At 70.4% G+C, this 23537-nt stretch carries 19 protein-coding genes, 3 tRNA genes and 1 pseudogene; 13 read left to right on the top strand and 10 right to left on the bottom strand.

The features are described from left to right. Positions 1–362 precede the first annotated feature (362 nt). From katG to EYQ95_RS26840, 3 genes are all read right to left on the bottom strand, one after another. Positions 363–2549: a catalase/peroxidase HPI gene (gene katG / locus EYQ95_RS16465; RefSeq protein WP_132328304.1), complete on the bottom strand. Its 2187-nt coding sequence runs from the start codon at positions 2547–2549 to the stop codon at positions 363–365. A gap of 274 nt (positions 2550–2823) precedes the next feature. Continuing rightward, positions 2824–5376, bottom strand: a complete 2553-nt coding sequence (gene mutS / locus EYQ95_RS16470) for a DNA mismatch repair protein MutS (protein ID WP_132328379.1) — start codon at positions 5374–5376, stop codon at positions 2824–2826. Positions 5377–5417: 41 nt separating this feature from the next. Further along, positions 5418–5786, bottom strand: a complete 369-nt coding sequence (locus EYQ95_RS26840) for a hypothetical protein (protein ID WP_243699954.1) — start codon at positions 5784–5786, stop codon at positions 5418–5420. Between EYQ95_RS26840 and EYQ95_RS16475 the strand changes: the two genes are divergently transcribed. The 9 genes from EYQ95_RS16475 to EYQ95_RS16515 all read left to right on the top strand — a co-directional run bounded on the left by EYQ95_RS16475 (position 5770) and on the right by EYQ95_RS16515 (position 14903). Continuing rightward, positions 5770–8190 carry a TonB-dependent receptor gene (locus EYQ95_RS16475; protein ID WP_243699955.1) on the top strand — a complete coding sequence of 807 codons (2421 nt, stop codon included), beginning with the start codon at positions 5770–5772 and terminating at the stop codon, positions 8188–8190. The genes EYQ95_RS26840 and EYQ95_RS16475 overlap by 17 nt on opposite strands. A 22-nt stretch (positions 8191–8212) precedes the next feature. Then, positions 8213–8710 (top strand): CinA family protein, encoded by a 498-nt coding sequence (locus EYQ95_RS16480; protein WP_132328305.1) that lies wholly within the window; start codon positions 8213–8215, stop codon positions 8708–8710. 45 nt (positions 8711–8755) lie between these two features. Beyond that, the gene (lexA, locus tag EYQ95_RS16485) at positions 8756–9379 is read left to right on the top strand and encodes a transcriptional repressor LexA (RefSeq protein WP_132328306.1); all 624 of its coding nucleotides are present in this window, start codon (positions 8756–8758) and stop codon (positions 9377–9379) included. 159 nt (positions 9380–9538) lie between these two features. Continuing rightward, on the top strand, positions 9539–10567 hold the full coding sequence (gene recA, locus EYQ95_RS16490; protein ID WP_132328307.1) for a recombinase RecA: 1029 nt from the start codon (positions 9539–9541) through the stop codon (positions 10565–10567). A 464-nt stretch (positions 10568–11031) separates the two neighbouring features. Continuing rightward, on the top strand, positions 11032–11463 hold the full coding sequence (locus tag EYQ95_RS16495) for a regulatory protein RecX (protein WP_132328381.1): 432 nt from the start codon (positions 11032–11034) through the stop codon (positions 11461–11463). Positions 11464–11590: 127 nt separating this feature from the next. Next, positions 11591–14236 carry an alanine--tRNA ligase gene (alaS, locus tag EYQ95_RS16500; RefSeq protein WP_132328308.1) on the top strand — a complete coding sequence of 882 codons (2646 nt, stop codon included), beginning with the start codon at positions 11591–11593 and terminating at the stop codon, positions 14234–14236. Positions 14237–14357: 121 nt separating this feature from the next. After that, complete coding sequence (gene csrA, locus EYQ95_RS16505; RefSeq protein WP_132328309.1) at positions 14358–14561, top strand: carbon storage regulator CsrA; 204 nt, start codon at positions 14358–14360, stop codon at positions 14559–14561. A gap of 66 nt (positions 14562–14627) precedes the next feature. Next, positions 14628–14720 (top strand) — tRNA-Ser (locus tag EYQ95_RS16510). Positions 14721–14826: 106 nt separating this feature from the next. Next, positions 14827–14903: transfer RNA gene (locus EYQ95_RS16515), tRNA-Arg, on the top strand. A 387-nt stretch (positions 14904–15290) separates the two neighbouring features. Here the strand turns inward: EYQ95_RS16515 and EYQ95_RS16525 are convergent. From EYQ95_RS16525 to EYQ95_RS16545, 5 genes are all read right to left on the bottom strand, one after another. Next, the gene (locus EYQ95_RS16525; protein ID WP_132328310.1) at positions 15291–16121 is read right to left on the bottom strand and encodes an alpha/beta fold hydrolase; all 831 of its coding nucleotides are present in this window, start codon (positions 16119–16121) and stop codon (positions 15291–15293) included. After that, positions 16118–16909 carry a bifunctional hydroxymethylpyrimidine kinase/phosphomethylpyrimidine kinase gene (thiD, locus tag EYQ95_RS16530; protein WP_132328311.1) on the bottom strand — a complete coding sequence of 264 codons (792 nt, stop codon included), beginning with the start codon at positions 16907–16909 and terminating at the stop codon, positions 16118–16120. Before thiD ends, EYQ95_RS16525 begins: the two co-directional genes overlap by 4 nt. Positions 16910–16913: 4 nt before the next feature. Next, positions 16914–18314, bottom strand: a complete 1401-nt coding sequence (locus tag EYQ95_RS16535) for a PhoH family protein (RefSeq protein ID WP_132328312.1) — start codon at positions 18312–18314, stop codon at positions 16914–16916. 82 nt (positions 18315–18396) lie between these two features. After that, a complete protein-coding gene (locus EYQ95_RS16540) occupies positions 18397–18861 on the bottom strand; it encodes a peroxiredoxin (RefSeq protein WP_132328313.1) in 465 nt (154 codons plus the stop codon). A 33-nt stretch (positions 18862–18894) separates the two neighbouring features. After that, complete coding sequence (locus tag EYQ95_RS16545) at positions 18895–19455, bottom strand: glycine cleavage system protein R (protein ID WP_132328314.1); 561 nt, start codon at positions 19453–19455, stop codon at positions 18895–18897. Between the two features lie 157 nt (positions 19456–19612). Between EYQ95_RS16545 and dapA the strand changes: the two genes are divergently transcribed. Then, positions 19613–20515, top strand: a complete 903-nt coding sequence (gene dapA / locus EYQ95_RS16550) for a 4-hydroxy-tetrahydrodipicolinate synthase (RefSeq protein ID WP_132328315.1) — start codon at positions 19613–19615, stop codon at positions 20513–20515. Between the two features lie 14 nt (positions 20516–20529). Further along, positions 20530–21033: a hypothetical protein gene (locus EYQ95_RS16555; RefSeq protein ID WP_132328316.1), complete on the top strand. Its 504-nt coding sequence runs from the start codon at positions 20530–20532 to the stop codon at positions 21031–21033. 67 nt (positions 21034–21100) lie between these two features. Here the strand turns inward: EYQ95_RS16555 and fdxA are convergent, their stop codons facing one another. Together fdxA and EYQ95_RS16565 are read right to left on the bottom strand one after the other, a co-directional pair. After that, complete coding sequence (gene fdxA, locus EYQ95_RS16560) at positions 21101–21424, bottom strand: ferredoxin FdxA (RefSeq protein ID WP_132328317.1); 324 nt, start codon at positions 21422–21424, stop codon at positions 21101–21103. A gap of 121 nt (positions 21425–21545) precedes the next feature. After that, positions 21546–21621: transfer RNA gene (locus EYQ95_RS16565), tRNA-Glu, on the bottom strand. Between the two features lie 140 nt (positions 21622–21761). Here EYQ95_RS16565 and pcnB point away from each other — a divergent pair. Both pcnB and folK read left to right on the top strand, forming a co-directional pair. After that, a pseudogene (gene pcnB / locus EYQ95_RS16570) lies at positions 21762–23042 on the top strand (polynucleotide adenylyltransferase PcnB); the annotation flags it as partial. Continuing rightward, positions 23039–23533, top strand: coding sequence for a 2-amino-4-hydroxy-6-hydroxymethyldihydropteridine diphosphokinase (gene folK / locus EYQ95_RS16575; protein ID WP_132328321.1), 495 nt, complete (start codon positions 23039–23041; stop codon positions 23531–23533). The pseudogene pcnB and the gene folK, both read left to right, overlap by 4 nt. Positions 23534–23537 lie beyond the last annotated feature (4 nt).

Below are 23537 nucleotides of genomic sequence, written 5' to 3' on the forward strand. Positions count from 1 at the left end.
GATCTATCGAGAGCCCGTGACGAAGCCGGCGAGGTGTTCAGGCGGTCGGCCGCGACAGGGGCTGGCCCTCGGCGTCGATGCCGGACCGTGGCGGTGGTCCCGTGCGGCTGCTCAGGCAGGCAGCCGAACCGGCCACCTGCGCAGGGAACGTCCTCGTCGCGCTTCACATGTCGATGTGCGGCATCGCCGGGAATGCGAAGTCGGTTCACGGTCCGCCCGCCGGCACCGGCCTGCTGCCGCTGGCACGTGCGCGAATGCGGCGGCCGCATCGGCGCGGCCGCCGCTGTCGCGTTCCCCCCGTCCTGGGCCCGACCTGCCGCCGCGGTTCCGCGGCGGCATGCAGGTGGCCTGGCTCAGGCCGCCTACGCGTACCGGAGGTCGAAGCGGTCCAGTTCCATCACCTTGACCCAGGCGGCGACGAAGTCGCGCAGGAAGTCCTGCTCGCCGTCGCGCGCCGCATAGACCTCCGACAGCGCGCGCAGCTGGGCATTGGAGCCGAAGAGGAGTTCGGCGACCGTAGCCGTCCAGCGCAGCTCGCCCGTCCTGCGGTCGCGGCCTTCGAACACGCCCGGCGCCGTCTCCGACTTCGACCACGCGGTGCGCATGTCCAGAAGGTTGCGGAAGACGTCGGGCGTGAGCGTGCCGGGGCGGTCGGTGAACACGCCGTGCCGTGCGTTGCCATACGTGGCGCCCAGCGCGCGCATGCCGCCGACGAGCACGGTCATCTCCGGCGCCGTGAGCATCAGCAGGTTGGCGCGGTCGATCAGCGCATTCGGCACGCTGTCCTCGGCGCCTGCACGCACGTAGTTGCGGAAGCCGTCTGCCGCGGGTTCGAGCACGAGGAACGAGTCGATGTCGGTCTGCTCGGGCAACGCATCCGTGCGGCCCGGAGTGAACGGCACGGTGATGTCGAAGCCGGCCTTGCGCGCGGCCTCCTCGATCCCGGCGCTGCCGCCGAGCACGATGAGGTCGGCCAGCGAAATCTTCTTGCCGGAGGTCTGCGCCGCGTTGAACGCCTGCTGCACGCGCTCGAGCGTGGCGAGCACCGTGGCGAGCTCGGCCGGCTCGTTGGCCTCGAACTCCTTCTGCGGCGCGAGGCGGATGCGGGCGCCGTTCGCGCCGCCGCGCAGGTCGCTGCCGCGGAAGGTCGAGGCCGATGCCCAGGCCGTCTTGACCAGCTGCTGCACCGAGAGGCCGGCGTCGAGCAGCCGGGTCTTGAGCGCGGCGACGTCGGCGTCGTCCACGAGTGGATGATCGACGGCGGGGATCGGGTCCTGCCAGATCAGGTCCTCGGCCGGCACCAGCGGGCCGAGGTAGCGCACCTTCGGGCCCATGTCGCGATGGGTGAGCTTGAACCAGGCGCGCGCGAAGGCGTCGGCGAACCTGTCCGGATCGGCGAGGTAGCCGCGCGCGATCTTCTCGTAGGCCGGGTCGAAGCGCAGGGCGAGGTCGGCCGTGGTCATCATCGGCTGGTTGAGCTTGCCCGGGATGTGCGCATCGGGCACCACGCGCCCGGCATCGCCGACGGGCTTCCACTGATGCGCGCCGGCGGGGCTGGTGGTGAGTTCCCATTCGAAGCCGAACAGCGTTTCCAGATAGCTCATGTCCCACCTGGTGGGCGTGGGCGTCCACGCGCCTTCCAGGCCGCTGGTGATCGTGTGCGCGCCGATGCCGCTCTCGTACGTGCTCTTCCAGCCGAAGCCGAGCTCTTCGATGTTCGAGCCCTCCGGCTCGGCGCTGACGTGCGTGGCGGGGCCGGCGCCATGACACTTGCCGAAGGTGTGCCCGCCGGCGATCAGCGCGACCGTCTCCTCGTCGTTCATGGCCATGCGGCCGAAGGTGTCGCGGATGTCCCGTGCCGAGCCCAGCGGGTCGGGCTTGCCGTTCGGGCCTTCGGGATTCACGTAGATCAGGCCCATTTGCACGGCCGCGAGCGGGCGCGCGAGCTCGCGCTCGCCGCTGTAGCGCTCGTCGCCGAGCCAGGTGGATTCCGGGCCCCAGTCGATGGGCAGCGGTTCCCAGATGTCCTCGCGGCCGCCGCCGAAGCCGAATACCGGGCCGCCCATCGATTCGATCGCCACGTTGCCGGCGAGGATCATGAGATCCGCCCATGACAGCTGCTTGCCGTACTTCTGCTTGATCGGCCACAGCAGGCGGCGCGCCTTGTCGAGGTTGCCGTTGTCGGGCCAGCTGTTGAGGGGCGCGAAGCGCTGCTCGCCCGAGCGCGCGCCGCCGCGGCCGTCGAAGATGCGGTAGGTGCCGGCCGAATGCCAGGCCATGCGGATGAAGAACGGGCCGTAATGGCCCCAGTCGGCGGGCCACCAGTCCTGCGAATCGGTCATCAGCGCGTGCAGATCCCGGATGACCGCATCGAGGTCGAGCTTGCGGAACTCGGACTTGTAGTCGAAATCCTCGACCATCGGATCGCCGAGCTTCGAGTGCTGGTGCAGCATCCCGAGGTTGAGCTGGTCCGGCCACCACGGCGCGTTCGTGCGGGTCTGCATGCGCTTGGCGCCATGCGCGACGGGGCACCTCGTCTCGGCGTTCATGTCTTTCTCCTGTCGTGTCGCGCACCGCCTGATTTCGATGCGTGGGCGGCCGCTCGGCGCGCATGGCGCCGTGGCCGGTATGCCGGAGATGACGTTAAGTCCTGGAGGTGGATCGGAAAAATCGAATGTTCGGATAGGTCGGATAGCCGAGGGCTATCGCCGGGCCGCAGCCGCGCAGCAGCGACCCGGCGCCTGGAAGCGGCCGTCGTCGCCCGGTCGTCTGCGTACGGCGCGCATCGCGAGGTCGCCGCAGCGACCCTACGGCCGGCAGCGGCTACAGCAGCGCCTTGAGGCGATACAGGGCCTCGAGCGCCTGCCGCGGCGACAGGTCGTCCAGATCCAGGCCCGCCAGGGCGTCGACTGCGGCGCTGCTGGGCGGGAAGAGGGCGAACTGCTGCGGGGCGTCGAGTGTGGAAGCGGTCATTGGCGCGACGGCGTCGGCGGGGCGCTGCCGCTCCAGCTCCGCCAGCCGTGCGCGCGCCTGCTCGACCACCGCGCGTGGCAGACCGGCGAGGGCCGCGACCTGCAGGCCGAAACTGCGGTCCGCCGGGCCGTCCTTGACCGCATGCATGAAGACCAGCTTGTCGCCGTGTTCCACAGCGTCCAGATGCACGTTCGCGATGCCGCTTCCCGGCTCCGCGAGCCGCGTGAGCTCGAAGTAGTGCGTGGCGAACAGCGTGTAGGCGCGGTTGACCTGCGCCAGATGGCGCGCGCAGGCCTCGGCGAGCGCGAGGCCGTCGTACGTGGAGGTGCCGCGTCCGATCTCGTCCATCAGCACCAGCGACTGGTCGGTGGCGTGGTGGAGGATGTAGCTGGTTTCGGCCATTTCGACCATGAAGGTCGACTGCCCGCGCGCGAGGTCGTCGCCGGCGCCGATACGGGTGAGGATGCGGTCGATCGGGCCGATCACCGCGGCCGACGCCGGCACGAAGCTGCCGATGTGCGCCAGCAGCACGATCAGCGCGTTCTGCCGCATGTACGTGCTCTTGCCGCCCATGTTCGGGCCGGTGATGACGAGCATGCGGCGGCCGGCGTAGTCCGGCGCGCAGTCTAGGATGAGGTCGTTGGGCTCGAAGGGCGCGTCGCGCACCGCCTCCACCACCGGGTGGCGGCCGCGCTCGATGCGGATGCCGGGGTGCTCGGTGAGCTCGGGGCGCGTCCAGTCCAGCGCCTGCGCGCGTTCGGCGAATGCGCACAGCACGTCCACTTCCGAGAGCGCGGCGGCGCAGCGCTTGAGCGGCTCGAGCACGGCGTTGAGCGCGTCCAGCAGGTGCTCGTACAGCAGCCTCTCGCGTGCCAGGGCACGCTCGCGCGCGCTGAGCACCTTGTCCTCGAACTGCTTGAGCTCCTCGGTGATGTAGCGCTCCGCGCCGGTCAGCGTCTGGCGCCGCGTGTAATGCGTGGGCGCGCGCCCGGCCTGCGCCTTGGAAATCTCGATGTAGTAGCCGTGGACGCGGTTGTAGCCGACCTTCAGCGTCGGGATCCCGGTGGCCTCGCGCTCGCGGGCCTCGAGGTCGACCAGGAACTGGTCCGCGTGGGTCGACAGCCGGCGCAGCTCGGCGAGTTCGGCGTCGTACTCGTCGGCGAAGACGCCGCCATCGCGGGCCAGCACCGGCGGATGCGGCACCAGCGCGCCGGCCAGCAGCGCCGCGGTGTCGTCGTGCTCGCCCAGCGCGTCGCGCAGGGCCTGCAGGCTCGGGGAATCGAGCGGCGCCAGCGCCTCGCGCAGCGCCGGCAGGCGGGCGAGGGCGTCGCGCAGGGTGGACAGGTCTCGCGGCCGGGCGCTGCGCAGCGCCACGCGCGCGAGGATGCGCTCGACGTCGCCGACCGCGCGCAGCTGCTCGCGCAGGTCGTCGCCGGCACGCGTGTCCACCAGCGTGGCCACGGCCTGGTGGCGCAGGCGCAGGGTGGGGCGGTCGCGCAGGGGGCGGTGCAGCCAGCGGCGCAGCAGGCGCCCGCCCATCGGCGTCACGGTGGAATCCAGCACGCCCAGCAGGGTGTGGCGCGTGTCGCCGTCGATGCGGCTGTCGAGCTCCAGGTGGCGCCGCGTGGCGGCGTTCATCGCGATCGCGCCGTCGCCCGATTCGACCGCGATCGAGGTCAGGTGGGGCAGGCGCTGCTTCTGCGTCTCCTCGACGTAGCCCAGCAGCGCGGCCGCCGCGGCGATGGCGAGCGGGCGGTCCTCGAGGCCGAAGCCGGAGAGGTCGTGCAGCGCGAAGAACCGCAAGAGCTGGCGGCGGCCGCTGTCGACGTCGAAGAGCCACGGCGCGCGGCGCCGCAGGCCGACGCGGTCGGCCAGGCAGGCGGGCAGGGGGTCCTCGTCGGGGCAGAGCACCTCGGCCGGATCGAGCCTGGCGATCTCGGCTTCCAGCTGGTCCTCGTTGCCCACCTCGTTGCAGAGGAAGCGCCCGGCGGCGAGGTCGGCCCAGGCGAGGCCATAGCCCTGCCTGCCGCGGGCCACGGCCAGCAGCAGCGTGTCGCGGCGCTGGTCGAGGAGCGCTTCGTCGGTGACCGTGCCCGGGGTGACGATGCGCACCACCCTGCGCTCGACGATGCCCTTGCTGGCCGCCGGGTCGCCGATCTGCTCGCAGATCGCCACCGACTCGCCCAGCGCGACCAGGCGCGCGAGGTAGCTCTCGGCCGAATGATGCGGCACGCCCGCCATGGGGATGGGCTGGCCGGCCGAGACCCCGCGCTGGGTCAGGGTGATGTCGAGCAGGCGCGCGGCCTTGCGGGCGTCATCGAAGAACAGCTCGTAGAAGTCGCCCATGCGGAAGAACAGCAGCACGTCCGGATGCTCCGCCTTGCAGACGAAGAACTGGCGCATGAGCGGGGTATGGGCGTCGGCGGGCTGCGCGCGGGAGTCGGTCACGGCGTTCGAAGGAGGGTGGCCCGCGGCCGGCGGCGGGCGCGCAAGTATGCCAGCGTGCCGCTCGTCAGCCGGCGTGCAACCGTGCCCTTTCCGCAGTGCAACACGCTGCTACCTTCGGGGTACGGCTGCGGATGGGGATCCGCGCCACACCTGGGGATTTCGACGATGCCGAACGTGCCGTACCGCAGGATGCTGACGCTCGCCGTGACCGCCGCGCTCGCCGCCGGCGCAGCCCGCGCGTAGGAAACGACGCAGCCCGCCCCGCCGCAGGGCGAGCCCGAGGACGAAGTCACCACGCTGGACTCGATCCGCGTCACCGCGCAGAAGCGCGAGGAAGCGCTGCAGGACGTGCCCATCTCGCTCACCGCCCTCCCCGAGCGCCTGCTGCGCGACACCGGGGTGCGCGACATCAAGGACATGCAGGTCCTGGTTCCCGGCCTGACGGTCACCAGCACCCAGAGCGAGGCGCAGCCCACCGCGCGCATCCGCGGCATCGGCACCGTGGGCGACAACGCGGGGCTGGAGTCCTCCGTTGGTGTCGTGATCGACGGCGTCTACCGTCCCCGCAACGGCGTCGGCTTCGGCGACCTCGGCGAGATCGAACGCATCGAGGTGCTCAAGGGGCCCCAGGGCACGGTGTTCGGGAAGAACACCTCCGCGGGCGTCATCAACGTGATCACGCGGCGCCCGAGCTACGACACCCGCGTCGAGGGCGAGCTCACCGTCGGCAACGACGGCGCCCTCGGCGTGGCCGGTGCGTTCAACTCCGCCCTTGGCGAGAACGCCGCTTTCCGCGTCTACACGGCCAAGCGCGTGCGCGACGGCTTCACCGACGTGCGCGTGGGCGCCGGCCCGCGCCGCGAGCTGGAAGACGGCGACCAGAACATGCACACCGTGCGGGGGCAGCTGCAGCTCGACCCGACCGACAACGTGCGCGTCAACTTCATCGCCGACTTCACCAGCCGCGAGGAGAACTGCTGCGTCGGCGTCACCACCGTGCGCGGCGCCACCGCCAGCATCATCGACGCGCTCTCGCCCGACAGCGGTGTCGCGCCCGTCGCCGACCCCTTCGCGCGCGTGGCCTTCAGCAACCGCAGCACCGAGCAGGATCTCAAGGACAAGGGGGTGTCGGCCGAGGTCAACTGGACCACGCCCTGGTTCGGCGGCGCCACCCTCACCTCGATCACCGCCCAGCGCGAATGGCAGTCCCTCAACGGCCTGGACTTCGACTTCTCCAGTGCCGACATCCTCTACCGCAACCCCACCGAGGACGAGGCCTTCGCCGCCTTCGACACCTTCAGCCATGAACTGCGCCTGACCGGCTCCAGCGAGCGCCTGGACTGGATGGTGGGCGCGTTCTATTCCGACGAGGACCTCGAGCGCAACGAGGCCTACCAGATCGGCTCGGCGTACGAGCCCTACCTGTCGGTGGCCCTGCTTTTGCTGGTCAGCCCTGCCGCCGGCGCCCGCGCCGATGCGCCGCTGTTCCTGTCGCAGGTGACCGGCCGCCCCTTCGGCACCGTTTTCGCCGGCACCGGCGCACGCGATACCTACCAGCAGAACGCGCGCAGCACCGCGCTGTTCACCAACAACACCTGGCATGCCAGCGATGCGCTCGACATCACCGTGGGCGCGCGCTACACGGTCGAGGACAAGCGCCTGGATTCGCGCTACACCAACCCCAACGGCGGGCTGGGCTGCGCGTCCTACTTCGGGCCCACGGGCGCGGTGAGCCCCGCGGCGATCGGCCGCATCGCCACCGCCCTGACCACGCGCGGGGTGCCGTTCGCGGCGCTGCCGCCGGCGCAGCAGCAGGCGATCATCTCCAACATCGTCGGCTTCAGCTGCCTGCCCTGGACCAATCCGCTGCACAACGGGCGCGCGACGCGGCAGGAGCGCGAGGAGAAGGAGTGGTCGGGCACGCTGAAGGCGGCCTACCGCTGGAACGAGAACGTGATGACCTACGCCTCGGCCGCGCGCGGCTACAAGGCCGGTGGCTTCAACCTCGACCGCGTGCAGTCCAACACCGGCCTGTCCAGCGGCACCCAGGGCATCCTACCGGTCAACGACACCTCCTTCCCGGGCGAGTTCGTCGACAGCTACGAGATCGGCGCCAAGACCACGTGGGCGGGCGGCGACCTCCTGCTCAACGCCACCGCCTTCCACCAGACGTACTCGGGCTTCCAGCTCAACAGCTTCCTCGGCACCAGCTTCGTCGTGAGGTCCATCCCCGAAGTGGTGTCCAAGGGCGTGGATGCCGACGTGCTGTGGCAGCCGGTGCGCGGCCTGCTGCTGCAGGGCGGCCTGACCTATGCCGACACCCGCTATGGCGACGAGGTGCCGGGTGGCGATTTCGTTGCCCCCACCGGCAGCCTCTACAAGCTGCCGGGCAACCGCATCAGCTTCGCCCCGTACTGGTCGGGTTCGGCCTCGGTGACCTGGGAGCACGACCTGCCCAGCGACCTCATCGGCCGCTTCAACATCGGCGCCAAGTACATGTCCGAGCACAACACCGGCTCGGACCTGGACCCGGAGAAGACGCAGGAGGCCTATACGGTCGTCAACGCCCGCTACGTCTTCGGCGCGCGCAGCCGGGCCTGGGCGGTGGAGCTCTGGGCGCAGAACCTGTTCGACGAGGACTACGTGCAGGTCGGCTTCGATGCACCGTTGCAGAACGTCTCGCCGGCGCCGGGAAACCCGTTCAATTCGTACAACGCCTTCCTGGGCGCACCACGCACGTACGGCGTGACCCTGCGCCTGCGGTACTGACGCATGCGGCCATAATGGCCGCATGAGCATCGCCGACGACGACAGCCTGCGCCGCCTTGCCGAGACCCTCGGCCGGGCGGCGCAGTCCCACCACCTGAGCATCGTCACCGCCGAGAGCTGCACGGGCGGGTGGATCGCCAAGACGCTGACCGACATCGCCGGCTCGTCCGCCTGGTTCGACTGCGGCATGGTCGTCTACAGCTACGAGGCCAAGCAGGCGCTGCTGGGTGTGAACCCGCACACGCTCGAGCAGCATGGCGCGGTGAGCCGCGAGACGGTGGTCGAGTTGGTGTCCGGCGCACTCGTGCACTCCGCGGCCAGCCTCGCCGTGGCCGTGACCGGCATCGCGGGTCCGGGCGGTGGCACGCCCGACAAGCCGGTCGGTACCGTGTGGATCGCCTGGAAGCGCCGCGGCGGCTATCCGCAGGCGGCGGTGCACCATTTCGACGGCGACCGCGAGGCGATCCGGCGCCAGACCGTCGAAGCGGCGCTCACGGGCCTGCTCGAGCTCGCCGGCTGACGAACGGGCTTGCGGTGGGCGGGGGAGTTAGTAGTATTGCTACTAATGAGCCTGACCGACACCCAGCAGGCGATCCTCGAAATGATCGCCGAGCGCATCGAGGCCGACGGCGTGCCGCCGTCGCAGACGGAGATCGCCCAGGTCTTCGGCTTCAGCAGCGTCCGTGCCGCCCAGTACCACCTGCACGCGCTGGAGCAGGCCGGAGCCATCCGCAGGGTACCCGGACAGGCGCGCGGCATCCGCCTGGTCGCCACGCCCGGTCGCCCTGCCGCCAACGCGCCCGACATGCTGCACCTGCCGGTGCTCGGCCAGGTCGCTGCCGGCCTGCCGATCGGCGCGGACATCGGCTCCGACGACATGGTCCTGCTCGACAAGAACCTGTTCGCGCCGGCGCCGGACTACCTGCTCCGCGTGAAGGGCGATTCCATGCGCGAGGAGGGAATCTTCGACGGCGACCTCATCGGCGTGCACCGGACGAACGAGGCGCGCTCGGGGCAGATCGTGGTGGCGCGCATCGACGACGCGATCACCGTCAAGCTCCTGAAGATCGCCAAGGACCGCATCCGCCTGCTCCCGCGCAACCCGGACTACGAGCCGATCGAGGTCACCCCGGAGCAGGACTTCGCCATCGAGGGCCTGTACTGCGGCCTGGTGCGCCCCGGCCGCTGAGGCCCGCCACGGGCTTTTCCCACATCCGCCCGATGCCCGGTCCGACGGTCCTCCGCCGCCGCTCATCGCACAGTTCATCTGCCGATGCCATCGTCTCAGGCCTTGCGATGTCCGGCCTCTAGAGTCCCAATCTCACCAATGAACACCAGGAACCCATCAATGGACGAGAACAAGAAGCGCGCGCTTGCGGCGGCCCTCGGGCAGATCGACAAGCAGTTCGGCAAGGGGTCGGTCATGCGCATGGGCGACCGCACCGTGGAGGCCGTGGAGGTCGTCGGTACGGGTTCCCTGATGCTCGACATCGCCCTCGGCATCGGCGGCCTGCCGCGCGGCCGTGTGGTCGAGATCTACGGCCCGGAATCCTCGGGCAAGACGACGCTGACGCTGCAGGCCATCGCCGAGTGCCAGAAGATGGGCGGCACCTGCGCCTTCATCGACGCCGAGCACGCGCTCGACCCGATCTACGCCGCCAAGCTGGGCGTCAACGTCGACGACCTGCTGCTCAGCCAGCCCGATACGGGCGAGCAGGCGCTCGAGATCGCCGACATGCTGGTGCGCTCGAACGCCGTCGACCTGGTCGTCATCGACTCGGTGGCCGCGCTCACGCCGAAGGCCGAGATCGAGGGCGAGATGGGTGACCAGCTCCCCGGCCTGCAGGCCCGCCTGATGTCCCAGGCGCTGCGCAAGCTCACCGGCAACATCAAGCGCAGCAATACGCTGGTGATCTTCATCAACCAGCTGCGCATGAAGATCGGCGTCATGATGCCGGGCCAGAGCCCCGAGACCACCACCGGCGGCAACGCGTTGAAGTTCTACGCCTCGGTGCGCCTGGACATCCGCCGCATCGGCTCGATCAAGAAGGGCGACGAGATCATCGGCAACCAGACCCGCATCAAGGTCGTCAAGAACAAGCTGGCGCCTCCGTTCAAGCAGGTCGTCACCGAGATCCTCTACGGCGAGGGCATCTCGCGCGAGGGCGAGCTCATCGACATGGGCGTGGATGCCAAGCTGGTCGAGAAGTCGGGTGCCTGGTACAGCATGGACGGCGAGCGCATCGGGCAGGGCAAGGAGAATGCCCGCCAGTTCCTCAAGGAGAACCCGCAGCTGGCTGCGAAGCTGGAAGCGGCCCTGCGCGAGAAGTTCGTCCCGCAGGAGATCAACCCCGCCGAAGCCGAGGCGGATGCCTGATCCGGGCCATGGCCGGACGCCGCTCCCGCCATGATCGCGATCCGGCCCCGGGTGACGAGCCCGGGGCCGGATCGTTTGCACGTTCCGGCGGGAATGCCGCGGAGCCGACGGGGATCGTCCGCCTCGCGGACCTGCTGCCGTCGACCTCTACGGAATCGCGGCCGCGACCGGCCGAGGAAAACAGCGCGTTCCGACCGGCTCCGGCAGGGGCGGGCGGGCGGACGCGCGTGGCAGATCGGTCGGCTGCGAACCCGCCACGCTCGGGCAGCGAGCGGCGCGACGACGTCCGTCACTTGCCCGGCCCGGGTCGCCCTACCCGTGCCCCCGTCGAGAGGGGTGAGCACCCCGCGGAGGCTGCAGCCCACGGCGCATCGCCCGAAGACGAGGCCGTGCCCTACGAGAGCCTCTTCGGCCCCGGGGCCAAGGGACGGCGCGCGCGGCGCGAACGCCCGCCCGCCACGGCGATGCAGCGTGCGCTCGGCCTGCTGACCCGCCGCGAGCATTCGCGCAAGGAGCTCACCCGCAAGCTGGTAGCGCGCGGGGTAGATGCCGCCGAGGTCGAGTCGGCGGTCGAGCGCCTTGCCAGCGCCGGCTGGCAGGACGAGCGCCGCTTCGCCGAGAGCCTGGTACGTGCGCGTGCGGCGTCCGGCTACGGGCCGTTGCATATCCGCGCGGAGCTGGCCACGCACGACCTGCCGGCCGAACTTCGCGACGCGGCGATGGACGCGTTCGAAGGCGACTGGTCCGAAATCGCGGCCGACCTCGTGCGGCGTCGCTTCGCCCGGATCGACGACGCGCGCGTGCGGGAGCGCAAGGCGGCCGACTTCCTGGTCCGCCGCGGCTTCCCGGGCGAGATCGCGCGCGTGGCCAGTCGTTTGGCGCCCGACGGCGACTGACCGTCCCATACGCGGGCGGCCGGAAGGGGCGCGCGCCTGCTACTCTTCACGGTCCGTCCCGCATCGCAGGACCGCCGCCCGGCGGCCGTCGCGCTGCCCGGCCTCCATCCCACGCCCCGCATCCCGCATGAAAACCACGTCCGAAATCCGGAGCGATTTCATCGAGTTCTTCCGCAGCAAGGGCCACACGATCGTGCCCTCGGCGCCGCTCGTGCCCGCGAACGACCCCACGCTGCTGTTCACGAACTCGGGCATGGTCCAGTTCAAGAACGTCTTCCTCGGCAGCGAGAAGCCCGGCTATGTGCGCGCGGCCGACGTGCAGCGCTGCCTGCGGGCCGGCGGCAAGCACAACGACCTCGACCAGGTCGGCTACACCGCGCGCCACCACACGTTCTTCGAGATGCTGGGCAACTGGTCCTTCGGCGACTACTTCAAGAAGGAAGCCATCGCCTGGGCCTGGGAGCTGCTCACCAAGGTCTGGGGGCTGTCGCCCGACCGCCTGCTGGTCACCGTCTACCACACGGACGACGAGGCCTACGACATCTGGAAGAACGACATCGGCCTGCCGCCCGAGCGCATCGTGCGCATCGGCGACAACAAGGGTGCGCCGTTCGCCTCCGACAACTTCTGGCAGATGGCCGACACCGGCCCCTGCGGCCCCTGCACCGAGATCTTCTACGACCACGGCCCCGACGTGCCGGGCGGCCCGCCGGGCTCGCCCGACGAGGATGGCGACCGCTACATCGAGATCTGGAACAACGTCTTCATGCAGTTCGACCGCCAGCCGGACGGCACGCTGGTGCCGCTGCCTGCGCCCTGCGTGGATACCGGCATGGGCCTGGAGCGAATGGCCGCCGTGCTGCAGCACGTGCACAGCAACTACGAGATCGACCTGTTCGCGCGGCTGATCCGCGAGGCCGCGGCCGCGACCGGCACGGACGATCTGTCGAACAAGTCGCTGCGCGTCATCGCCGACCACATCCGCGCCTGCTCCTTCCTCATCGTCGACGGCGTGCTGCCGTCCAACGAAGGGCGTGGCTACGTGCTCCGCCGCATCATCCGCCGCGCGCTGCGCCATGGCTGGAAGCTCGGCCAGAAGGGGCCCTTCTTCCACAAGCTTGTTGCGCCGCTGTCGGAGCTGATGGGCGACGCCTACCCCGAGCTACCCGCGAGGCGCGAGCTCGTCGAGAAGGCGCTGCTCGGCGAGGAGGAGCGCTTCGCCGAGACGCTCGAGTCGGGCATGCGCATCTTCGACGACGTGGCCTCGCGCGCCCAGGGCGTGATTCCCGGCGCCGACGCCTTCCGCCTCTACGACACCTACGGCTTCCCGGTCGACCTCACCGCCGACATCGCGCGCGAGCGCGGGCTCACCGTCGACATGGAGGGCTTCGAGGCCGCGATGAACCAGCAGCGCGAGACCGCGCGTGCCTCCGGCAAGTTCGGTAACGCGACCACGCTGCCGGCCGAACTCGCCGCGCAACTGCCCGCCACCGAGTTCCTCGGCTACGACAGGATCGTCGAGGGCGGCCTGCAGGTGCTGGCCATCCTCAAGGACGGGCGCCCGGTCGATGCGATCGAAGCAGGCGACGAAGCCGTCGTCATCCTCGATCGCACGCCGTTCTATGCCGAAAGCGGCGGCCAGGTGGGGGACGCGGGCGAGCTGGGCGGCGAGGGCATGCGTTTCGCCGTGCGCGACACGCTCAAGTTCGCCGGGCAGTTCCACGGCCACGTCGGGCGCCTGGAGGCGGGCCGCATCGCACGGGGCGACCACGTCCTCGGGTCGGTGGACGCGCCGCGCCGCGCCGCCACCGTGCTCAACCATTCGGCCACGCACCTGATGCATGCCGCGCTGCGCCGCGTGCTCGGCGAGCACGTGGTGCAGAAGGGCTCGCTGGTCGCGCCGGACCGCCTGCGCTTCGACTTCGCGCATTTCCAGCCGGTCACGCAGGCCGAGCTGGCCGAGATCGAACGCCAGGTCAACGCCGAGATCCGCGCGAACCACGGCGTCGACATCCACCACATGGGAATGCAGGAAGCGATCGACTTCGGCGCGCTCGCGCTGTTCGGCGAGAAGTACGGCGATCGCGTGCGCGTTCTGCGCATGGGCGAGGCTTCCACCGAGCTCTGCGGCGGCACGCACGTGTCGCGCACCGGTGACATCGGCTTCTTCAAGATCCTCTCCGAAAGCGGCGTGTCCGCCGGCGTGCGCCGCATCGAGGCGGTCACGGGGCAGGCGGCGCTGGATTTCGTCTCCACCGAGCTGCAGCGCCTGGACGAGGCCGCGAAGCTGGTCGGCGCACCGCGCGCGGAAGTGGCCGACAAGCTGCGCGGTCTGCTGGAACGCCAGCGCCGCCTGGAGCGCGAGCTGGAATCGCTGCGGGCCAAGGCCGCGAGCGGCGCCACGTCCGATCTCGGAGCGGGCGCGGTCGATGTCGACGGCATCAAGATCGTCACGGCCCGTCTGGAAGGATTCGACGCGAAGGCCCTGCGCGAGGCGGTCGACCGGCTAAAGCAACAGCTGGGTGATGCCGTTGTCGTACTTGCCGGCGTCCAGGATGGCAAAGCCGCCCTGGTGGCCGGTGTCGGCGGCAGCGCGCTGGGCCACGTCAAGGCCGGAGACCTGCTCGGCCACGTGGCGCGACAGATCAACGGAAAGGGCGGCGGTCGGCCCGACATGGCGCAGGGAGGTGGCGACGACAGTCCCGCATTGCCTGCCGCCCTGGCGGGTGTCGTCGAGTGGGTGAGGGAACGCAGGAGCGCGGCGGGAACGTGACTTTCGTCCCGGGCGTGTTCCATGGCCGCTCGCTAACATGGCGAGTGTTTGTGTCCATATTCCGACGCGATGCGGGCTTGATCGCGTCCACCCGGCAGTGTGCCGGATCGAGGAGGTTGTAATGCTTATCCTGACGCGCCGCGTGGGCGAAACCCTGATGATCGGCGATTCGGTTTCGGTCACGGTGCTTGGCGTCAAAGGCAACCAGGTGCGGATCGGCATCACCGCGCCGAAGGATGTCGCGGTCCACCGCGAGGAGATCTACCACCGCATCCAGCGGGGCGCCGAAGGCCGCGACGAAGCGGGCGACGACGGCGAGGCCTGACGGATTGCCGAGGCGACGTCGAGCCGGTACCATCTCCGGCTCGCACGCGTAAGCGACTGCGATCCCGGAGACGTGCCCGAGAGGCCGAAGGGGCTCCCCTGCTAAGGGAGTATGGGGTCAAAAGCTCCATCGAGGGTTCGAATCCCTCCGTCTCCGCCAGCAATACCCGCCGCGAGGCGGTCCGGAACCGCGGCAGTGATGCAGCGGTTCCGAAACGGAAAAGCATTGACGACAGGCTGGTTCGGAGTCATAATTTTCCGACTACGCGCCCGTAGCTCAGCTGGATAGAGCACCAGGCTACGAACTTGGGGGTCGGAGGTTCGAATCCTTCCGGGCGCGCCACTACGAAGAAGGTCGACGAGCACACGCCGTCGGCCTTTTTTGTTGCCTGCCGTACGGGCATCGGCTGTATCCGGATGCTTCGATGCTTCGATGCTTCGATGCTTCGATGCTTCGATGCTTCGATGCTTCGATGCTTCGATGCTTCGATGCTCGATGCCATCGCACGGCACGGGTGGCCGGCGTGCGGTCGCGCCCGCCACGTCTCGTCGGCACACGCTCGCAGCGTCGCGCGCCATGTCGCCTCGCGCAGCAGACGAGCGCTCGAAACGGCCTTCTGCGCGGTCCCTCATGGCGTCGTCCGAGGTATGCGGGCTTGCAGTCAAAGCCCAGTATCCTGCGTCGTTTCGCCGCCTTGCATGGCATCGCCGGGCGATGCCGTAGGCCCACCTAATCGAGCAGGGCGCGCACGACGGCGTCCGGTGCGCGCATCCAGTGGAAATGGTCCGGGCGCGCTCCGAGCGTTTCGCGATCGAGCACGCGTACGCGCTGCTCGCGGCTGCCGAGCTTGCCCAGGAGATAGGCCAGCGAGCCGCGCGGCGCGAGCCAGTCGTGGGACAGCAGCACGGCATGGACCGGAACGTCGACGGCACGCATGCGCGCTTCGACGTCGCCGACGCCCGGCGCGGCGTAGCGGCCGCTGAGCGCCGTGCGGCTCCAGTCGCGGATCACGCCGCGCGCCTCTCGTCCGCCGAAGCCGATGCGGCGGCCGGGCAGGGCCCCGAATGCGCGCGCAAGGAGAGCGAGCAGCCGGTAGGCGGCAGGCAGCCACAGGCGGTAGGCCCATGGAAACGCCCGGGCATAGGGTGAGCCGCTGGCGACCAGCCACAACGCCTGCGCCGAGCCAGGCTCCAGCGCGAGGCTGCACGCGGCCAGTTGGCCGCCCAGGCTGTGCCCGCCGAGCGTGACGGGCATCGCCGGAAACCGGGCTTTCGCTGCTTCGCGCGTGGCGGGGATGTCGATGCCCAGCAGCTCGCGGTAGCCCCAGTCACAGTCGTGCGAGGCGCGCAGGGAGCTCGCGCCGAACCCCCGCCACTCGTGCACGACCACCGCGACGCCGCGCGCGGCCAGTGTCCGCGCGAAGGCCTCGTAATGCCGCGCGGGCACCCCGAGTGCGGGAAGCCATACCAGCAGGCGCTCGGGCGACGCGGGCGCGGCGTACATCACCTGCCACCGGTGCCCGTCGCGTGCGACCGGCAGCCAGCCCACGTCGATGTTCATCGCGCCGCGCCGAAATGGTCGAGCACCACGACGTCGCCCCGTCCCGGCCGATAGGCGCGCTCGAGCGCGCGGTGCACGTAGTCGCCGGCGGCGCGGCAGGCCGCCTGGACGTCGTCGCCGAGCGCCAGGCGCGCGGCGATGGCCGAGGCGAGCGTGCAGCCGGTGCCATGGGCATCCACGGGCAGCCGCGCATGCTCGAAGATCCACGTCGCGTGCGCGGTGTGGAGGCGGTCGACGACCGGGCCGCCCACCGGCAGGTGCCCGCCCTTGACCAGCGCCGCGTCGGCGCCCAGCGCGAGCAGCGCCTCGGCCGCGGCGGCCGCATCGTCGGCGCCTGCGATCGGCCGGCCGACCAGGAGCTCGGCTTCGGGGATGTTCGGGGTCACGATCGAAGCCAGCGGCAGCAGACGGCTGCGCAGCGCGTCCAGTGCGGCGGGCTCGAGCAGGCGCGCGCCAGAGGTCGCGACCATCACCGGATCCAGCACCACCGCCTGCGGCGCGTGGCGCGCGAGGGCGTCGGCCACCACGCCGATCACCGCGGCGTCGGCGAGCATGCCCAGCTTCACCACGCGCACGTCGAAGTCGTCGAAGCAGGCGTCGATCTGCGCCTGCAGGAAGTCGGGCGGGGGCACGTGCACGGCGGTGACGCCACGGGTGTGCTGTGCCGTGAGCGCCGCGATCGCGCTCAGCCCGTGCACCCCGTGCGCCGCGAAGGTCCTGAGGTCGGCCTGGATGCCGGCGCCGCCACCCGAGTCGGAGCCGGCGATGGTCAGTACGCTGCGGACCATCGCGTCAGAGCACGTCCGAGGCGAAGTCGGCCAGGCGCGAGCGCTCGCCGCGACGCAGCGTGATGTGCGCGCTGTGCGGCCAGGCCTTGAAGCGGTCGACCACGTACGTGAGGCCCGACGTGGTCTCGGTGAGGTAGGGCGTGTCGATCTGCTCGAGGTTGCCCAGGCAGACGATCTTCGTGCCGGGGCCGGCGCGGGTGATCAACGTCTTCATCTGCTTGGGCGTGAGGTTCTGCGCCTCGTCGAGGATCAGCCAGCGCGAGAGGAAGGTGCGGCCGCGCATGAAGTTCATGGAGCGGATCTTGATGCGCGAGGCGAGGAGGTCGTTGGTCGCCGCGCGCCCCCAGCTGCCGCCCTCCTGGTTGCTGGTCAGCACCTCGAGGTTGTCGGTGAGCGCGCCCATCCAGGGCGTCATCTTTTCCTCCTCCGTGCCGGGCAGGAAGCCGATGTCCTCGCCCACGCTGACCGTGGCGCGGGTCATGATGATTTCGCGGTAGATCTGCTGGTCCATCGTCTGCGTCAGGCCCGCGGCGAGCGCCAGCAGCGTCTTGCCGGTGCCGGCGGTCCCGAGTAGGGTGACGAAGTCCACCTCCGGGTTCATCAGCGCGTTGAGCGCGAAATTCTGCTCGCGGTTGCGCGCGGTGATGCCCCAGACCGAATGCTGCTGAGTGCGGAAGTCGTCGACGATCTGCAGCCGCACCTTCGCATCGTCCACCTCGACCACGCGCAGCTCGGCCTCCTCGTCGCCGGGCAGGTGCAGGAACTGGTTCGGGTACCAGTCGTCGCCGTCCTGCCGCGCGATCTCGTAGAAGGTGCGGCCGCGCTCGGTCCACGAGCGCAGGCCCTTGCCGTGGCGGCTCCAGAAGTCCTCCGGCAGCGCGGTGACGCCGGTGTAGAGCAGGTCGAGGTCGGTAAGGGCGCGATCGTTCTCGTAGTCCTCGCTCACCAGGCCGGCGATCGCGGCCTTGATGCGCATGTTGATGTCCTTGGACACCAGCACGACCGGCACCTCCGGCTCGCGCTTCTGCAGCGAGAGCACGGCGGCGAGGATGGCGTCGTCGGGCCCGCCGGAGGCCAGCGAGAGGCCCTCGGAGGAGGTGGGGACGGTCTGGAACCGCAGGCGGCCGACCATCTGGCGGCCGCGCAGATTCACGCCGGCCGGCTGCACCAGCGGCACGCCGGTCGACAGGGCGTCGACGCCGGCGGCCTGGATCAGCTCGTTGAGGTAGCGGCTGGTCTGGCGGGCGTTGCGGCTGGCTTCCGACGTGCCCTTCTTGCCCCGGTCGAGCTCCTCGATCACCTGCATGGGCAGGTAGACGTCGTGTTCCTCGAAACGGAAGAGCGCGGTCGGGTCGTGCATCAGGACGTTGGTGTCCAGCACGTAGATCCGCTTGGTTCCCGTCATCAACCCACTCCGGCAGGCGCGCGGCTCGCGCGCGGACTAGCGCACCATAGCGCCGGGTGGGCGGGCGGTGAAGGCTCGGCCGTCAGGCGGCTCCCGCGCGGAGGGCATCGAGCACCGCCTGCGCGTGGCCGGGCACCTTGACGCCGCGCCAGGCCTGCGCGACGCGGCCTTCCGGGTCGATGAGGAAGGTGCTGCGCTCGATGCCCACGTACTCGCGGCCGTAGAGCTTCCTGGGCTTGACGACGTCGAAGGCATCGCAGAGCCGGCCGTCGGCATCGCTCACGAGGTCGAACCGGAAGCCCTGCTTCGCGCAGAAGTTCCTGTGCGAGCGGATGGAGTCCTTCGACACGCCCAGCACCTTCGCGCCGAGCGCTTCGAACTCCGGCAGCAGCGCGTTGAAGTCCAGGCCCTCGGTGGTGCAGCCGGGCGTGCTGTCCTTCGGATAGAAGTAGAGCACCAGCCAACCGCCGCGGTAGTCCGACAGGGACCGCGCCTGCCCGCTGGTGAGCGCGAGCGGCAGGTCCGGGGGAGTGTCGCCAATGTCCATCACGTCCTCGATGCTGTCCCGAATCCCGGCGGATCAGAACTTCATCGGGTCCATGATCGCGTCCAGATTCAGGTGGTCGCAGAATTCGAGGAAGTCGTCGCGCAGGGCGGCGATGTGCATGCTGGACGGCACGCCGATGGTGAGCTGGGCGCTGAACATGTCCGCGCCGGTCTGCATGGCCCGGTAGCGCGAGCAGTGCAGGGTCTCGATGGTGATGCCCTGGCGGTCGAAGAAGTCGGCCAGCTGGAACAGGATGCCGGGCTTGTCGGCGGCGACGACCTCGACCACGTAGGGCAGCAGGTTCGACTGCACCGGCTTGGGCCCCGTGCGGTACCAGACCAGCTTCAGGCCTTCCTCGCGCTCCAGGCGCGTGAGCATCGCCTCGAGCTTGGCCACCGCATCCCAGGAGCCCACGGCCAGGGCCGTCACCGAGACGTCGCGGCCGACCGTCGACAGGCGGGCGTCGACCATGTTGCAGCCGCTGTCGGCGATCCGGCGCGTCACCATCAGCAGCGGCGACTCCGGATGCACGGTGTAGGCGTTGATCAGCAGGTAATTCTCGTTCGGCGACGGCCGGGCGGCGGTGTCGGTCAAGGTGGCGCCTTCGTGGATGCGGAGGGAGGGTCGGGCGGGGCACCCGCGCGGGACCACGCGGCGGCCCGTGACTTGCCGCCGATTTTACGACGCAAGTACGATCGCCGGGCGCATACTGCGCGACCCACCGTTTTTTCCCGCGCCCGCGGAGGCCTCCTTGCGACCGAGCGGCAGCATCACCGCGCTGGCGACGCCCTTTGACGCGTCCGGCGAACTCGACCTCGACGGCTGGCAGCGGCTTCTCGCCCTGCAGCTGGAGGCCGGCACCCAGGGCATCGTCGTGGCCGGCTCCACCGGCGAGGCGGCCGCGCTGCTCGACCCCGAGTACGACCTGCTGCTGCGCACGGCCGTGGAAGCGGTGGGTGGGCGCATCCCGGTCATCGCCGGCACCGGATCCTCCAACACGCTCAAGACCATCGAGCTCACGCGCCGCGCCGCCCGGCTGGGCGCGGACGCCGCGCTGGTGGTGACGCCGCCCTACGTTCGGCCGACGCAGGCAGGCCTGGTGGCGCATTACCGCGCCGTGGCCAGCGACGCCGCGCTCCCCGTGGTCCTCTACAACGTTCCCGGCCGCACGGGCTGCGACATGCTGCCCGAGACGGTGGCCGCCCTCAGCGGGCACCCGCGCATCGTCGCGATCAAGGAAGCCCGTCCGGAACCCGAGCGCATGAGCGCCCTGCTGGCGCTGCGTGCCGACGACTTCGCGGTGCTGAGCGGCGACGACCCGACGGCCTGCCGCGCCATGCTGCAGGGCGCGGACGGTGTCATCTCCGTGGCATCGAACGTCGTGCCCGGCGCATTCCGCCGCCTGTGCGACCTAGCGCGATCGCGGGATGCGCAGGCGGAGGCCTGGGATGCGCGGCTGCGCGAACTCTACGACTTCCTCGGTGTCGAACCGAATCCGATCCCCGTGAAGGCGCTGCTGGCGCGAATGGGGATCGGCGAGGGCCTGCGGCTGCCGCTGCTTCCGCTCTCGGCCACGCACGAGGCCGACGCCATCCGCCTGGCGGGCGTCGTCCAGCAGATCGAAACCGCCTGCCGCGAGCACCTCGCGGCGTGACCACCGGAGTATCCATGCACCGACCGTCGTTCCCCTCGCGCGCCGTGCTCGCCGCGCTCGTCCTCGCCGCCGCCGCGACCTCGGGCTGCTCGTGGTTCCGCCGCGGCGACGCGCTGTACGCGGGTCCGGCGGAAAGCCGCCCGCTGGAGGTACCGCCGGAACTCGACACCGCGACCACCGCCGCCAGCACGTCGGCCGGCTCCGTCACCGCCTCGGGCGCGCAGCAGGCGGCGGCAGCGGCGCAGGCGGCACTGGGCTTCACCGTGGCTGGCGAGCGCGATGCGGTCTACAGCCGCGTCGGCGAAGTGCTGGGCACCATCGACGGGCTCACGATCGCCAGCCGCGCGCAGCTGCTGGGCGCGTACGACGTGAACTACGCTGGCGCGAGCTTCCTCGTCCGCGTCAGCCCCGGTACGGGCGGCGTGTACGTGTCGGCGGTGGATCCGCGCGGGCTTCCGGCCACCGGCGACGCGCCCAAGCGGGTGATCGACGCGCTGCGTGCCGCGCTCGCGCGCTGAGCCTCGCTCGGCCGCAACGCAAAACGGGCGCTTCGGCGCCCGTTTTCGTTTCCGCCTGGCCGCGTCCTCAGCGCTCGAGCAGCGGCAGCTTGTTCGGCTTGCCTTCCCAGTCCTTCGCGTCGGGCAATGCATCCTTGCGCGCGGTGATCGCGGGCCATTCCTTGGCAAGTTCGGCATTGAGCGCGATGAAGTGCTCCTGGCCCGCGGGGACGTCGTCCTCGGGGTAGATCGCGTTGATCGGGCACTCCGGCTCGCAGAGCGTGCAGTCGATGCACTCGTCCGGGTCGATCACCAGGAAGTTGGGGCCCTCGCGGAAGCAGTCGACCGGACAGACCTCGACGCAGTCCGTGTACTTGCACTTGATGCAGTTCTCGGTGACGACGAAGGGCATGGCGGTCTTTCCGGAAGGTCGGCGCGGTTGTGCGTCGTGGCCTGAAACGAAACAACCCGCGCATCGCTGCACGGGTTGCCGGTGGGTCTATCGCATCGAGGATGACGCGCCGGACCGTGTATGGCGCTCCCTACGGGATTCGAACCCGTGTTTTAGCCTTGAGAGGGCCACGTCCTAGGCCTCTAGACGAAGGGAGCAGGGGAGGTGCCGGAAGCTCCGTCCGGCACGCTGCTAGTATAGGCAGGCTCGGCGCCCGCGGCAACGGGCGCGTTTCCCACTTCCCACGTAAACGGCGCAACGCCGGCCGATGCCCAACGAATCCCACGTCGCCCCCACCGTCATTCCGCGTGACGCCCACAATGTCTCGCGGCGGGACATCAGCCCCAATGCGCTGCGCGTGCTCTACCGGCTGCGCGAGGCGGGCTTCGGCGCATACCTCGTCGGCGGCGCCGTGCGCGACCTGCTGATCGGAGGCCATCCCAAGGACTTCGACGTGGCCACCGACGCCACGCCGGAGCAGGTGCGCCAGCTCTTCCGCAACTGCCGGCTGATCGGCCGCCGCTTCCGGCTCGCGCACGTGGTGTTCGGCCGCGAGGTGATCGAGGTCGCGACGTTCCGTGCGAACCAGGCGGAGGACGACCTTGAGGCGCACGAGGTCGAAGCCATCGTGCGCGACAACATCTACGGCACCATCGAAGAGGACGCGGTGCGCCGCGACTTCACCGCGAACGCGCTGTACTACTCGATCGAGGATTTCTCGATCCGCGACTACGTCGGTGGCTTCGCCGACGTGCAGGCGCGGGTGATGCGCCTGATCGGCGATCCCGAGCGCCGCTATCGCGAGGATCCGGTGCGCATGCTGCGCGCCGTGCGGCTTGCCGCGAAGCTCGGTTTCGAGATCGAGCCCGCCACGGCCGAACCGATCCCGAGGCTGGCGCCGCTGCTGCGCGAGGCCGCGCCGGCGCGCCTGTTCGAGGAATGCCTGAAGCTGTTCCTGTCGGGCCATGCGGTGGCGAGCTTCCTGGGCCTGGAGCGTTACGGGCTGCTCGACGTGCTGCTGCCCGAGGCCGCCGCGGCGCTGCGTTCCAACCGCAGCGGGGCGCTGCGGCGCATGGTCCTCAAGGGCCTGGGCGACACCGACGCGCGCATCGCGGCGGACGAGCCCGCGTCCCCGGCCTTCCTGTTCGCCCTGCTGCTGTGGCCCGCCTATTGCCGCGCGCTCGCACGCCTGCAGGCCGATGGCGTGCACCTGCCCGAGGCACAGCAGCGCGCGGCCGACCGCGTGACGCTGCACCAGATGGACGTGGTCGCACTGCCGCGGCGCTTCTCGCTGCCGATGCAGGAGATCTGGCTGCTGCAGCCGCGCTTCGCGCAGAGGCAGCGACGCCGCGTCTTCCGGCTGCTTTCGCACCCGCGCTTCCGTGCGGCCTTCGACTTCCTCGTCCTGCGCCTGGCCGCGTCGGACGAGCATGCCGCCGACGTCGAGTTCTGGCGCGAGGCCCAGCAGCATCCGGACGCTGCGATCTCGGCGGTCGAATCGGGCCACGACGATGCCGACGGCGAGGGCGGCCGGCCGCGCCGCCGTCGCAGGCGGCGGCGGGCCGGCGCGCCGGAGTGAGCGCGCCGGTCCGCGCCTACGTCGGGCTGGGTGGCAACGTGGGCGACGCGCGGGCGCGCGTGACTGGCGCGTTCGATGCCCTGGGGCATCTGTCGCGCACCCGGCTCGTGGCCCGCTCGTCCCTGTACCGCACGCCCGCCTGGGGTCCGGTGGCGCAGGACGACTACGTCAATGCCGTGGCGGCCGTGGACACGCAGCTGCCGCCGCTGGAGCTTCTGGAGGCACTGCTGCGCCTGGAGCGTGAAGCCGGCCGCGATCGCGAAACCGCCCTCCGATGGGGCCCGCGCACGCTCGATCTCGACCTGCTGCTCTATGGCGAGGACAGCATCGACCTGCCGGGCCTGCGCGTGCCCCACCCGCGCCTGCACGAGCGGGCCTTCGTGATCGTGCCGCTGGCGGAGATCGCGCCTGCGCTGCGTATTCCGGGCCACGGCGAGGTCGGCGCGTTGCGGGCGTCGATGGAAACGGCGGACATCCAGGCGCTAGGCTAGTCGC

Source organism: Lysobacter sp. N42 (genome assembly GCF_004344885.1).

Coding starts and splice junctions, on each gene's coding strand:
- katG (WP_132328304.1), bottom strand. CDS start 2,549: ATGAACGCCGAGACGAGGTGCCCCGTCGCGCATGGCGCCAAGCGCATG.
- EYQ95_RS16555 (WP_132328316.1), top strand. CDS start 20,530: ATGCACCGACCGTCGTTCCCCTCGCGCGCCGTGCTCGCCGCGCTCGTC.
- EYQ95_RS16495 (WP_132328381.1), top strand. CDS start 11,032: ATGCAGCGTGCGCTCGGCCTGCTGACCCGCCGCGAGCATTCGCGCAAG.
- fdxA (WP_132328317.1), bottom strand. CDS start 21,424: ATGCCCTTCGTCGTCACCGAGAACTGCATCAAGTGCAAGTACACGGAC.
- csrA (WP_132328309.1), top strand. CDS start 14,358: ATGCTTATCCTGACGCGCCGCGTGGGCGAAACCCTGATGATCGGCGAT.
- EYQ95_RS16535 (WP_132328312.1), bottom strand. CDS start 18,314: ATGACGGGAACCAAGCGGATCTACGTGCTGGACACCAACGTCCTGATG.
- EYQ95_RS16480 (WP_132328305.1), top strand. CDS start 8,213: ATGAGCATCGCCGACGACGACAGCCTGCGCCGCCTTGCCGAGACCCTC.
- recA (WP_132328307.1), top strand. CDS start 9,539: ATGGACGAGAACAAGAAGCGCGCGCTTGCGGCGGCCCTCGGGCAGATC.
- alaS (WP_132328308.1), top strand. CDS start 11,591: ATGAAAACCACGTCCGAAATCCGGAGCGATTTCATCGAGTTCTTCCGC.
- mutS (WP_132328379.1), bottom strand. CDS start 5,376: ATGCGCCAGTTCTTCGTCTGCAAGGCGGAGCATCCGGACGTGCTGCTG.
- thiD (WP_132328311.1), bottom strand. CDS start 16,909: ATGGTCCGCAGCGTACTGACCATCGCCGGCTCCGACTCGGGTGGCGGC.
- EYQ95_RS16540 (WP_132328313.1), bottom strand. CDS start 18,861: ATGGACATTGGCGACACTCCCCCGGACCTGCCGCTCGCGCTCACCAGC.
- EYQ95_RS16525 (WP_132328310.1), bottom strand. CDS start 16,121: ATGAACATCGACGTGGGCTGGCTGCCGGTCGCACGCGACGGGCACCGG.
- lexA (WP_132328306.1), top strand. CDS start 8,756: ATGAGCCTGACCGACACCCAGCAGGCGATCCTCGAAATGATCGCCGAG.